Origin of the sequence: Marinobacter shunpengi (assembly GCF_045449695.1) — a bacterium.
In the GTDB taxonomy this organism is placed as follows: domain Bacteria; phylum Pseudomonadota; class Gammaproteobacteria; order Pseudomonadales; family Oleiphilaceae; genus Marinobacter.
Genome location: NZ_JBJJKZ010000022.1, coordinates 261,445 through 273,973, shown reverse-complemented (window position 1 = coordinate 273,973; position 12,529 = coordinate 261,445). Strand labels below are relative to the sequence as shown.

Annotated in this window: 12 protein-coding genes; 5 read left to right on the top strand and 7 right to left on the bottom strand. The window is 61.3% G+C overall.

Features of this window, described 5'->3' with window-relative positions; translation table 11 throughout:
- Window positions 1-195 precede the first annotated feature (195 nt).
- The 3 genes from ACJO2E_RS19780 to ACJO2E_RS19770 form a co-directional block, all read right to left on the bottom strand.
- Complete coding sequence (locus ACJO2E_RS19780; RefSeq protein WP_406966121.1) at window positions 196-936, bottom strand: putative 4-mercaptohistidine N1-methyltransferase; 741 nt, start codon at window positions 934-936, stop codon at window positions 196-198.
- Window positions 937-963: 27 nt separating this feature from the next.
- The gene (gene senA / locus ACJO2E_RS19775) at window positions 964-2,310 is read right to left on the bottom strand and encodes a selenoneine synthase SenA (RefSeq protein ID WP_406966120.1); all 1,347 of its coding nucleotides are present in this window, start codon (window positions 2,308-2,310) and stop codon (window positions 964-966) included.
- Window positions 2,311-2,404: 94 nt separating this feature from the next.
- Entirely contained in the window at window positions 2,405-4,171 is a 1,767-nt protein-coding gene (locus ACJO2E_RS19770) for an SLC13 family permease (protein WP_406966119.1), read from the bottom strand.
- A gap of 157 nt (window positions 4,172-4,328) precedes the next feature.
- Between ACJO2E_RS19770 and ACJO2E_RS19765 the strand changes: the two genes are divergently transcribed.
- The 3 genes from ACJO2E_RS19765 (at window position 4,329) to ACJO2E_RS19755 (ending at window position 7,095) form a co-directional block, all read left to right on the top strand.
- Complete coding sequence (locus ACJO2E_RS19765; protein ID WP_406966118.1) at window positions 4,329-4,460, top strand: hypothetical protein; 132 nt, start codon at window positions 4,329-4,331, stop codon at window positions 4,458-4,460.
- A gap of 169 nt (window positions 4,461-4,629) precedes the next feature.
- Entirely contained in the window at window positions 4,630-6,024 is a 1,395-nt protein-coding gene (locus tag ACJO2E_RS19760; protein WP_406966117.1) for a sigma-54-dependent transcriptional regulator, read from the top strand.
- Between the two features lie 9 nt (window positions 6,025-6,033).
- On the top strand, window positions 6,034-7,095 hold the full coding sequence (locus tag ACJO2E_RS19755; RefSeq protein WP_406966116.1) for a transporter: 1,062 nt from the start codon (window positions 6,034-6,036) through the stop codon (window positions 7,093-7,095).
- Between the two features lie 103 nt (window positions 7,096-7,198).
- Here ACJO2E_RS19755 and ACJO2E_RS19750 read toward each other — a convergent pair whose 3' ends face one another.
- From ACJO2E_RS19750 to ACJO2E_RS19735, 4 genes are read right to left on the bottom strand one after another with little or no spacing between them, the layout of a single operon-like run.
- Window positions 7,199-7,705: a hypothetical protein gene (locus ACJO2E_RS19750; RefSeq protein ID WP_406966115.1), complete on the bottom strand. Its 507-nt coding sequence runs from the start codon at window positions 7,703-7,705 to the stop codon at window positions 7,199-7,201.
- A 2-nt stretch (window positions 7,706-7,707) separates the two neighbouring features.
- Complete coding sequence (locus tag ACJO2E_RS19745; protein ID WP_406966114.1) at window positions 7,708-8,400, bottom strand: C39 family peptidase; 693 nt, start codon at window positions 8,398-8,400, stop codon at window positions 7,708-7,710.
- Window positions 8,401-8,413: 13 nt separating this feature from the next.
- The gene (locus tag ACJO2E_RS19740) at window positions 8,414-8,767 is read right to left on the bottom strand and encodes a hypothetical protein (RefSeq protein WP_406966113.1); all 354 of its coding nucleotides are present in this window, start codon (window positions 8,765-8,767) and stop codon (window positions 8,414-8,416) included.
- A gap of 51 nt (window positions 8,768-8,818) precedes the next feature.
- The gene (locus ACJO2E_RS19735; RefSeq protein ID WP_406966112.1) at window positions 8,819-9,667 is read right to left on the bottom strand and encodes a dentin sialophosphoprotein; all 849 of its coding nucleotides are present in this window, start codon (window positions 9,665-9,667) and stop codon (window positions 8,819-8,821) included.
- Between the two features lie 483 nt (window positions 9,668-10,150).
- Here ACJO2E_RS19735 and ACJO2E_RS19730 point away from each other — a divergent pair, with 483 nt between their 5' ends.
- Both ACJO2E_RS19730 and ACJO2E_RS19725 read left to right on the top strand, forming a co-directional pair.
- The gene (locus tag ACJO2E_RS19730; protein WP_406966111.1) at window positions 10,151-11,452 is read left to right on the top strand and encodes a YjgN family protein; all 1,302 of its coding nucleotides are present in this window, start codon (window positions 10,151-10,153) and stop codon (window positions 11,450-11,452) included.
- Complete coding sequence (locus ACJO2E_RS19725) at window positions 11,427-12,515, top strand: M48 family metallopeptidase (protein WP_406966110.1); 1,089 nt, start codon at window positions 11,427-11,429, stop codon at window positions 12,513-12,515. Before ACJO2E_RS19730 ends, ACJO2E_RS19725 begins: the two co-directional genes overlap by 26 nt.
- Window positions 12,516-12,529 lie beyond the last annotated feature (14 nt).

Sequence of the window (12,529 nt, the reverse complement as noted above, 5' to 3'; positions counted from 1 at the left end):
CGTCACAGAAACGCTCATTGCGGTCACCGACAAGCTCTGTGGGACTTGGGGTGGTGGTGCTTTCGTAGCAGCGCCAGGGATGGCGCGGTGCAAGGTCGGTACAGGACGTACCGTGAATTGCAGCGGAGAAAGTACCACCACCCCGAGGCCCCGCACCTCAACATGCAGGCTAGGGAGCCCCTCTCCCATGGTGATCTACTTCCTCTGCCAGGCCGTCAATTCAGCAATAGTATGTTGATACTTCCGGGCAGTTTCCCGGATCACAAAAGGGACATCCACCGGATCCCGCATCAGCTCAAAGTGGGGCGCCAGGATCTCCTTCATGCCATCAAGCACCGTGAACGGCTGACCATTGCGCTGGAAGCCACCAATCCACTTTGGCCGGGGGGTGAACTCCTCCAGCAGCGTGTACGGGGAACTGATCACCAGCACTCCCCTGTCGTTCAGCAACTGGTGTACACCGGACAGGAAAGTCCCGGGGTCCTGCAGGCGGTCGATCAGGTTGCCGGCGAAGACCAGATCAAAGCCACGGTACGACGGCCCCAGGTTACACGCATCCGCCACCTCGAAGGTGACCCGGTCCACATGCTTGGCCAGGTTGTGCCCCTCCAGGCTCGCCACCGCCGTATCGCCCAGCTCCCCCTGTGCCCGCAGGAAATACTCCATCTGTCCATGGGTCTTCAGGGTGTTGGCGGCATCGATAAATCGCTGTGACAGGTCCAGTGCCACCACCTCCTCAAAAATCCGGGCCATTTCGAAACTGGTGCGACCGACAGCGCAGCCCAAGTCCAGGGCGCGGTGCTTTTCCCGCCCCGCCATGACCTCCAGGCAGGTGTTGGCGCACCGGGCCGGATAGTTACCGACGCCAAAATGGCTGTCACCGTAATGGAAGGCCAGGTACTGCCCCAGCAATTCATCGGTTTCGTAGACATTCATGGGCAAACCCTCCGGGTTTCCCGGGTATCACACCGCACAGGTGCGGAACCCGGTGTAGACATCGTTGCGCTGGGGCAGATAGGCCTGTCGGTAAGTGCCACGGATCAGCATGGATGACGTGGCGCACCCTCCGCCCCGGGTGACCTTGTGGTCCCCAAACTGGAGGGTAGACATAAACGGATACATGTCCACCCGGAACCCGTCATAGGGCAGGAACTGGTCGCTGGTCCACTCCCAGGCGGTGCCGATCATTTGGCGACAGCCAAACGGGCTTTCGCCCGCCGGCAGGTCACTCACCGATTGCCGGCCCATCCCGGTGGCGTCCATATCCACCCTCTCCGGCGTGGGCGGCTCGTTGCCCCAGGGGAACCGGCGGAATGGTTCACCGGGGCGGTTACCCAGGGCGGCCACTTCCCATTCCGCCTCCGTGGGCAGGCGACGACCGGCCCAGTTGCACCAGGCTTCCGCCTCCCAATAGGAAATGTGGATGGCCGGGGCATGGGGGTCCAGGGGGCGCCAGTGGTCAAACAGACGCTGTTGCCACTGGCCATCGTGCCACCGCCAGTACAGCGGATGCCGGGGCGTTTGCATGACCGGCCCGGACTCACCATGTACCAGCGCCACGTCCACTTCCGTCTGAAGCCACTTGCGACCGCCGAAGGACCAGAGTTCCGGGCGGCGGTAGCCACCGTCCTCCACGAAGGCCAGGAACTGGCCGTTGCTCACCGGGCTGCGGGAAATCCGGAAGGCATCCAGAGTCACGTCATGGCAGGGCTTTTCGCCGTCGAAGGCAAAGTCCTCACGGGCAAACATGTCCGACTCGCCGGGCATGCCGATGCGCCAGGTACCGGCGGGAACCTCCGCATCACCCAGGGGCTCATAACTGCCCGAAAGGCCGTCGGAGCGAGGATCCGTGACCGCCGGCGGGGCGGGATAACCCACGGTCTGCCGGCACCAGGTCATGGACTCGATGTGCATGTGCTGGTGGTAGATGGCATAGCGGTAGAGGTAGAGCGCCTGCTCATCCAGCGGCTGCTCCCGGATACGCCGGGCCATGCGGTCATAGATGGTGAGCATGTAGTCCCGGGTCTGCTCCCGACCGGGGAAGAGTTCCCGGCTCCAGCGGTCCCGGTGATCGATGTGGAAGGAATCCCACAGGTCGTCCATGGATGGGTCGTAGCTCGGGGTGCCATCCAGCAGGTTGAGAACAAAGACCTCGTAAAAGAAGGACGAATGCCCCATCTCCCACAGGGGCGGGTTTACGCCCGGATGGTAGGGCACCTGCAACTGATGTTCCGACAGGGTATCCACCAGCGCCAGGGTCCGGTCGCGGGTCTCGTACAGCCGTTGCAACAGCCAGTCTTTGTCGTACATACCTGACCTTTCAAAGGGAGCGTCATCGTATCTACCCAAAGACTACCACAGTGGATCAGCGCGGCAGGTAAATCAGGTCCGGTACGCCTGTATTCTATGCCCAGACCAGCAGGATCATTGGCACCGCGACAGCCACGACCAGCGCGGACAGGGGCAGCCCCAGACGCCAGTAGTCACCAAATGTGAAACCACCCGGCTCCATGACCAGGGCGTTGGACTGGTGACCGATGGGAGTCAGGAAGGCGCAGGAAGCCCCCACAGCAACCGCCATCAGGGTGGCATCCGAGGCGATGTCCAGTTGCCCCGAAAGGCTCAGGGCAATGGGGGCCACCAGGATGGCGGCGGCCGCATTGTTGACTACATTGGAGAGCAGCATGGTGCCCGTGATCAGCACCGCCAGCAGCACCGCCGGTGACAGCCCCTGCCCCATCGCCAGCAACTGGCCGGCAATCAGCCCGGCGCCGCCGGAGGACTCCAGGGCGCCGCCCACCGGTATCATGGCCCCGAGCAGCACAATGATGGACCAGTCTATGGCCTGGTAGGCCTCGGTCGTATTGAGAATGTTGACCAGAACCATCGCCACAGCCGCAGCAACCAGCGCTACGGGGGCGGAAAGCAGGCCGCCCAGTATCAGACCGATGGCCGCCAGAAAGATGCCGCCAGCAATCCAGATACGGCGCTGGGTACCAAACCGCAACCCCCGCTCGGCAAGGGGCAGGCAACCAATCTCCCGCAATGCACCATCAACGTCATCATCATGCCCCTGCACCAGCAGGATATCCCCGGCCCGCAGGGCCACCTGACCTACCCGTTTGTCGACACGGTGCCCCTGCCGCGCAACAGCAATGATATTCAGGCCATGGCGCTCGCGCAGGCGCAGCCGGTTGGCGGACTGGCCGATCAGGCCTGACTCGGTGGTGACCACCGCCTCGACAATGCGGGATTCACCCTCTTCCAGCGCCGCGTCCTCTGGAGTACTGCCAAGCTCCAGGCCGGCCTTGTCCACCACAGCCTGCAGGCTTTCGGTATCCGCCTGCACCAGCAGCAGGTCGCCGGCCTGCAGGACCTGGTAGGTGGATGGCGCCAGCTTGCGGCTGTCGTCGCGGATGAGCCCCAGCACGGCCAGGTCGGCGTCATCCCGGCTGTCCGTCAGCAGGTCATGGAGGGTGCGGCCCACATAGTCGGACGCTTCCGGAATCCGCAGTTCGGTGACATAGTCGCCGACGCTGAACAGCTTTTCGCCATCATCGGCCTCACCACGACGGGGTGTCAGCCGCCAGCCGACCAGGGCGATGAATACGACGCCGAGCAGGGTGATGGCGAATCCGACCGGAAAGAAGTCCAGCAGGCCGAAGTTGGCGCCACCCTCGCGATAAGAGGCAATAATAATGTTCGGCGGTGTGCCGATCAGGGTCATGGTGCCGCCCAGCAGCGATCCGAAGGCCAGGGGCATCAGCAGGTAGGACGGTGAACGCCCGGACTGCCGTGCCATCCAGATCGCCACTGGCATCAGCAGGGCCAGGGCCCCCACGTTATTGATAAAGCCTGAACACAAGGCCACCACAGCCGTCAGCGTGGCCACCTGCACCGCCGGGCGATCGCCTACCCGACCCAGAACCTGGGCAATACTGTCCACCACCCCCGCGTTCACCAGGCCCTGGCTGATCACCAGCACGGCGGCAACGGTAATCACCGCCGGGTGACCAAAGCCTGCAAACAGCTCATCCGTCGGCACCAGGCCTGCCACGGCAACCGCCAGCAGCGCCAGCATGGCCACCAGGTCGAAGCGGATCCGGTTCCAGACAAACAGGCCAAGCGTGGTAAGCAATACGGCGAAAACAATTCCCTGATCTGTTGTCAAAATCCGAGTTCCATCCTGAAGTGCCAGGTAAATGTTGCTGTAAACGATAAGGATGTCAAAAAACGTGCTCGACACCACGATTAATTTATGACGCTCAGTTAATTATATTGTCCACATCAATAAATCATGCGTCGACAACAACCAGCAAGGGAATGCCATGTCAGACCAACACGACAAGATCGTATTCGAGGGGCGCACCACCGACGGTGCGGATGGAGCCACGGCGTGGGCCAACGCCCAGTTGACTGTCCAGTTATTTTACACGCCGCTACCAACGTCATCTTCGTGATCAAGTTAACACATTAAACGAGAAGCAGTTCTCAGCAAGTGGCACGCAACCTGTTTGTCTCCGGCATTGACCCGATGCCCAGGCCACTCCCATCGGGTCAGACTCTGTCCAGTATCCACCAATAACAATTGCCACCGGACCTGGCATCACGGACCGAAGATCGCCAACCATGACAACAAGACGCGACCTGACCTGGCTGACCGCAGGTAACAACCGTGTCGTACCACCGGCCACACTGACCTCCCGGTGGCACGTGCATCAACTGGACTATACGGCCAGGCCCCCGCCTGGACTGCCGCAACGACATCACAGCCATGTCGGCATTATAGACCTGACCGGTTACCCGCAGGATACCGGTGCCCCCTTCCTCGAACGCTGGATCGCCCAGTCCGGCATGACGTTCTGGATTGGCATCCTGCCCGGAGCGCCGGCAGCCAATCCGCACTTGGGCTACCTGACGTCACTCCATTGCTCCGACTACCACACACTGCCCATGGACTGGGACCGGCTGGCCTTGGCAGTCGGGCATTTCTGGGGCATGGCCCAACTGCGGCAGGACATTCCACGGAGTTCCCACAACGACTACCAGCAGATTGCCCTGACCGGGGTATCGGAGGCCATACGCCAGATAACCGCACGACTCAAGAGCTTCGCCCGGACCTCGGAACCGGTGTTGATATACGGCGACAGCGGCACCGGCAAGGAAGCCGCAGCCCGCTTTGTACACGATCAATCGCCGGTCCGCCATGGACCACTGGTGATCGTCAATTGCGCTGCAATGCCCTCGTCACTGACCCAGAGCGAGCTGTTCGGTCATGAAAAAGGCGCCTTTACCAACGCCACGGAGCTCCGGGTTGGCCGTCTCGAAACGGCGGATGGAGGCAGCTTGCTGCTCCTCGGCATTGATGAGCTGTCCCTGCAACAACAGTCGTCACTGTTGCGGTTCCTCCAGGAGGGGATCGTGGAGCGGGTCGGGTCCAACAGGTCCAGGCAGGTCCGTGTCCGGATTATTGCCACCGCATCCACTGCCCTGCCGGACCTTGTGCACCAGGGCCGTTTCCGCATCGACGTGCTTTTCCGACTGGGGGAAATGTCGGTCAGGTTGCCGCGCTTGAAAGAGCGCCCGGAAGACATACCGCTACTGGCGGAGCAGTTACTGACACGCCTGCCGCCGAACCTGCCCTCGAAGCATCTCAGCCCTGCCGCCATACAGCAGCTGATGTCCCATTCCTGGCCGGGCAACCTGCGCGAGCTGCAGAACCGTCTGCGCCAGGCCCTGCTGCTCAGCGGGAATTCACGGATAGAACCCATGGACCTGGCGCTTCATGACGTCGCGGACGATGTCCATGACCAGCACGATCTCAGCCTGGCCCGGTTCCGGGAACGGGCGGAACGGCAGGCCCTCCATTGCAGCCTGGCCCTGACGCGCCAGAACGTTTCCGCGGCAGCACGGCTGCTGCGGATTTCCCGGGCGTCCTTCTATCGCCTGATCGACAAGTACCAGGTGTCGGTGTCGGACACCATCCACACACCCAGCACTACCGGACGTTACAGTCGTCGGTAAGGAATCGTCATGTATACGCTGAAACAGGTGTCTCTGTTCATGACCCTGGGCCTGCTGCCCGCCACGGCCCTGTGCCAGGAGGAACCGCAGGAAACCACCGTGGGCGAGGATGCACGTCGGGTTGCCGCCGAGCAGGCCTCCGACGTTGCCTCCATCACCTACGACCGGGGCATTGTCACCTCACCGGGCCGGGTGACCCTGGAACCGTCGTTGTCCTACGCCCACAGCAACTCCACCGTGGTGGCCGTCGAGGGTTACACGGTGATACCCGCGCTATTGGTGGGGCTGATCAACATCTCGGAAGTACAGCGGGATATCCTGACCGGAGCAGTGTCCATGAAATATGGTTTCACCAGCCGGTTCGAGGCGGGCGTGCGGGTCCCCTACCTGATCATCAACGAGGATCTGCGGCAGCGGGAGGTCTTCGAGGGCACACCTCTGGATACGGTCCGGGAATCCTCTGGCGAAGGGCTGGGGGACGTCGAGGTTTCCGCCCGCTACCAACTCAACGACGGCCTGGATGGCTGGCCCTATATCATCGGCAGCCTGCGGGTCAAAGCGCCAACGGGCGAAGGCCCCTATGACGTTCCCCAACGGATTATCCGCGACAGCGATGGCAACCCGATCGGGGTGGAGCTCAGGGAACGCCCCACCGGCTCGGGGTTCTGGTCCGTGGAGCCGGGGTTTTCATTTATCTATCCCACCGACCCGGCCGTCCTGTTCGGCAACCTGAGCTATGTCTGGACCATGGAGGAGGACGAGGGGCTGGCAAACGGCGGCACCGTCGACCCGGGGGACGTGATCCGCTTCGGCTTCGGCATGGGGTTCGCCTTCAACGAGCGCACCTCCTTCAGCCTGGGATACGACCACTCCGTTATCGGGCATGCCGACTATGAAGTGGACAACAGCCTGCTGGATGCCCGTTTTGACCGGGTCCACGTGGGGTCATTGACGTTCGGGCTGTCCCAGCGACTGACCACGGACACCACCCTGAGCACGACGGTCAGCGTTGGGGTCACGGAAAATGCGCCCAACGCCGAGATCACCCTGCGCCTGCCCATCAACCTCTGAGGCGCGTCGAGGTGACAGAGCCACTGAGAGTCTTGAGAGCAAGGCGGGGTGGCAAAAGTTTGGCGGTCCAAATCGAGCCGGCGCAACGCGGCTATCAAGGCTCTCAGCGGCTCAGGAAGTGGTTCAGGTGATCCCCCAGGTGCTGGGGCACCCTGTACCTGGCACCCAGGTTGTTCAGTTCGATATTGAGCTGGTGGATATTCTGGATCACCGTGGCATTGAGATTGTTCTGAATGATGGTGGTCCAGCCATCCGTGCCGCTGCCAAGGTTGGTGGCCACCCGTGAACCGCCGGACGAATCAGGTTGCAGGACCTGCACCACTGTTTCCATGGTGTGATCCACGGCCTCCCCCCGCACCCGCTGGTTCAGGTTGGGAATGGTCAGCCGGTTGACGATCATCTCCTGGCCATCAATCGATACAATCTGGTCCAGCCCGATGGCAATCTCCAGACCGTCCTGGAGAAATCCGCCGCGAAGCCGGTCCAGTTCCTCATCCGCCAGGGGTACCCCGAACAGGGCAGCTTCCTCCGGCACCGGGTCTGCGGACCAGACCGGAGCGGGCAGCACCACGCCGGCAACCAGCAGCCAGCACCATTGTTTCAGGTCCATGGTCACCACTCCCTCGATGAAGGCCAGTAAGGCAATGTGTGGGCACCGGGCAGCTCCCGGAACCCCCGTTCCACCGGCGCCCGGGCCAGATCCGGCCAGTCGCCGTCACCCAGGAACGAGGCCCGCCCCTGTTGCAGGTGACTGCGGATCACAAAAGCCGTGCCGTCCCAGTACTCGTCAAACTGCTGTCGGCTGTAGGCCTTGAGCCCCCTCGCCGGATCACCCACCAGCACTTCCCGGTCACTGATCCCCTTGATCACCACGAAATGACGGAAGCCATGGACATTGAGCAATACGATGACCGGCAGCCGCACCTGTTCCCTCAGGTCCGCCAGGGGCATGCGAAAGCCGTCCGCCAGGAAACCCTCCATCTCCAGGTAACGCTTCATGTCCAGCATGGAGAACCCCTCGCGACGCACCTTCTCCTCGTCCGCAACGGCGAACATGGAGTTGAACACCTCCTGCTCGGACACCGGATGGCCGTAGTGGTGGGATAACAGGGAGGCCACGGCCGCAGACCCGCAACTGAAGTCATACTGCTGGCGTATCACCTGATGGAAGCGTTTTTCCTGGTAGCTCTCCACCGGAATGGAGAGATCCCCGCCAATGCCGGGCACGGTCACCGAACCCGCCTGGACCTGGGACCAGGGCAGGCTGCACATCATGACGGCTACCAGCGCTGCCAACCTGCCCATGCCCCACCTCCCGCTACTGATTGATGAGTATGTTGATCTGGGTGCTGTCCTGGATCACCACCTGGTTACCGGTGTTCTGAATCACCGTGGCAATCCCGCTCATCTGCCCGAACGCCTGATCGGACAGGTGGTTGTCACCGGTAACCACATCGCCTGTCAGCACATTGTCGGCAACGGTACCGTTCTGCTCGGTATTATTCGTCTGCCACTGCATGGACACGCCCTGGCGTCCGCTCTCGCCGGCCAGTTGGTCATCCGTGAGTGCGGAGGCGTTCATCCACGGCTCGTCCGCCAGTGCCAGCGGCAGTCCGGTCAGCAGAAACAGCGAGACCGCGACCTGCGGAATCCGACTGATGATTTTACCCATGGCGGTTCTCCTGAAACGGGGCCACCACGTCAGCAGCGGCCCCCCTCTTCCCTAGTTGCCGGTGGACAGGTTCGACATGACGCTGACGTTAGCCTGGGTCACGCTTCCTGTGCCGACGTTCTGGGCAAAGGCACCGACACCGGTGAAGTTGGCAGAACCACCAGAGATCTCATTATTGTTGCTGACACTGGTGTAAGACCCGCCACCGTTAGCATTGCCATAGGTGGTGGTAACACCGGATACACTGCCGTCCAGCTCTGCATTGTTCAGGAACGCGCTGACACTCAGGTTCAGCGTGTTAGTGCTGCTGTCAGAGTTGTAGGAATCAGTGGCGTTGGCGGAATTGTCCGAACTGTCGCTGTTGCCACTGTCAGTAATATTGAAGGAATCACTGACATTGGTGCTGTTGTCGGAACTGTCGGAGTTATCCGAATTGTCAGAGTTGTCCGAGTTGTCGTTTCCGCTATCGGCGACTTTGAATGAATCGCTGACATTGGTGCTGTTGTCGGAATTGTCCGAATTATCGGAGTTGTCCGAATTATCCGACATGTCATTGCCACTGTCCGCGATCTTGAACGAGTCAGTGACGTCAGTGCTGCTGTCCGAATTGTCCGAGTTGTCGGAATTGTCGGAGTTATCCGACATGTCATTGCCACTGTCGGCGATCTTGAACGAATCGGCGACATCGGTACTGCTGTCGGAATTATCCGAGTTGTTCGAGTTGTCAGTGGAATTGTCATTACCGGAGTCGGTATTGCCGGAATAGCCGTTATTGGCGGTGGATGTGTCATCCGCGTTGGTGTTTGGATCTCCGTCGCCTCCCTGGTCTCCATAGGCAAAACCGGAAACTCCCAGTCCCAGGGCAATGGCCACGGCCAACAAGCTCTTCTTGGTATTCATGATATCGATCCCTCTACACAGTTGGTTGTTACCTGCTTGGGGCCTCTGACACCGGGGCGCTTACCAATACACCACACACCAGGCCCTCAGTCGTGGTAGAGCGATTTCTGTGCCAGATCCGGGAACGGGGAATAATGGCTTGTTTTATCGACGAATTTTCCCATTGGGTGGGGAGATCGTTGGAAACCTGCCGGCCATTCTGTTTCATCCCTGAAACAGGTTTTTGCGCCAGAAAGCTCCAAAGAACCGTTTCCCAAGACAATTCATAAACCTGACGCAGGACAGGCACTGTAAAGAATCTATACATGGGGCCCTGTCAGGCGCCCCCGGCACCGGCCGCGGCTCCGCATTCAGACAAAAACCAGGGAACATCAGGAAAGTGTGCAACCCATCACAGGATAAGAATAAATATGGGTTAACATGAACAAGCTGTAATGGTTCCGATGAGCCATTGTGTTGCCAACCTGCCAGCAAGGGAATGCCATGTCAGATCAACAGTACAAGATCGTATTCGAGGGGCGCACTGCCGACGGTGTGGAGGAAGCCACGGCGAGGGCCAACGTCCAGTCCCTGTTCCGGATCCCCGAGGCCCGGATCAATCAGTTGTTCAGCGGCCAGCCGGTGGTCATGAAATCCGGTATCAACCGGGTCCAGGCCGAGAAATATGTCAGCCGCCTGCGTGAGGCCGGTGTCATCGCCGAAATGATTCCCATGACCACCAGGGCGCCAGTGTCCTCCGGCCAGCCGCCCAGGCCGCCGGTCAACCGGGCAGACCAGGCCTCCGAGCCGGACGGCACGGAAATCCATACCTCCGGTTTCCGCTTCCATGGCACGGGCAAGGAATACTTCGGCATCTGGATCGTCAACATCCTGCTGACCGTGGTGACCCTGGGTATCTATTCCGCCTGGGCAAAGGTCCGCAACAACCAGTATTTCTACGGCAACACCGAACTGGAGGGAGCCAGCTTCCAGTACCTGGCGAGTCCCATCGCCATCCTCAAGGGGCGGATCGTCGCCTTTGTCGCCCTGGTGATCTACACCCTCATCACGGAACTGTTCCCGATTGCCGGCCTGCTGCTGGTCCTGCTACTGCTGATTGCCATGCCCTGGATGGTGGTGCGGGGCCTCAAGTTCCACGCCATCAACAGCGCCTACCGCAACATCCGGTTCGATTTCCAGGGCACCTACGGACAGGCCTTCATGGTGCTGTTCGTGTGGCCGGTACTGACGCTGTTCACCCTTGGCCTGCTGGCGCCCATGGCGGCCCGCCGGATGCACAAGTTCATGGTGGAGAACGCCCGCTACGGTACCGCGGCCTTTAGCTGGACCGGCACCGACGGCACCTACTACCGCTTCTTCGGCAAGGCGCTGCTGCTGATTCTCGCGTTCGGGGTCGGCGCCGCCGTCGCCGGTGGCGTCATCCACCCGATCCTTACCTTCCTGGTAATGACGGCCGGCTACCTGGCACTGTTCGGTTACTTCCAGGCGGGCATGACCAACCTGCTGATGAACCACGCCGAACTGCAGTCCCACGGTTTCGGTTCAGAACTGGCACCCGGCCGGATGGTCTGGCTGATCGTCAGCAACAGCATCCTGACCGCCCTGACCCTGGGCCTGTTCATCCCCTGGGCCAAGGTCCGCCTCGCCAGCTACCGGGCCTCCCAGACCCATATGGCGATCCACGGCAACCTGGACAACTTCGTCGCCGCCGAAGCGCAACACACCAATGCCCTGGGCGATGAGATGGGAGAGGCTTTCGATGTCGGAAGCTTCCTCCCGGTCTGAGGTGGTTGAGGGACGTCTTTATACCGGCACCTCCTCCCAGGGCTTCCCGGCCCGCCTGATCCGTCAGGCGGACCGGCTCGCCCTGGAGAGCGACACGACCTCCCAGGACCTTGAGTGGTACGAGATCCGTATCGCCCCCCGGGTCGGCAATGCCCCCCGCTATGTCTATCTCCCCGACAACCAGGTCTTCGAGACCCCGGACAATGACGGGGTCGACGCCATTGCCGGGCACTTCCACCAGGGGCTGGTGGCACGGCTGGTGCACCGGCTGGAAAACCACATCGGGCTGATCCTGTTTGCAACGGCGGTCACGGTCCTGCTGACCATCCTGACCTTTACCCATGGCATCCCCCTGGCCGCCCGCACCGTCGCGCTGACCCTGCCACCGTCGACCGTGACGGCCCTGTCAGACGGCACCATGGCGCAACTGGACGAATTTGCCCTGGAACCATCCACCCTGCCCGAGGAGCGACAGCAGGCGCTTCGTGAGGCCTTTCAACCCATAATGGCCACCGAGCCGGATTATCAATTCACCATCCTGTTTCGTGACGGCTTCGGCGCCAATGCCTTTGCGCTGCCGGACGGCACCCTGGTATTCACGGACGGTATCGTCGAGCTGGCCGAGAGCGATCAGGAGTTGATCACCGTGCTGGCCCACGAAATGGGCCATGTGGTCCACCGGCACGGCATGCAGCGCATCGTGCAAAGCTCCCTGAGCGCCTGGATCATGGTCCTGATGACCGGCGACCTGTCGGCCGTCTCCGACGCCTCCGTGGGCCTGCCCGCCGTGATGATGAACCTGGCCTACTCCCGGGATATGGAACGGGAGGCTGACGACTACGCCCTGCAGGTCATCCGGGAAAACGACCTGGACCCGATGGACTTCGTGAATCTGATGACCCGGCTGGATAATCCGTTCCGGGAGTCCGATTCCCTCGCCGGGGTTGACGAGCCCACCGACGAAGACAGCGGTGGCCTGGGACAACATCTGGAAGGCCTGTTCTCCACCCACCCGCTGACCTCGGAACGGATTGAGCGATTCCGTAACGCTGCACAGCCGTGATAACCGATTCCTTC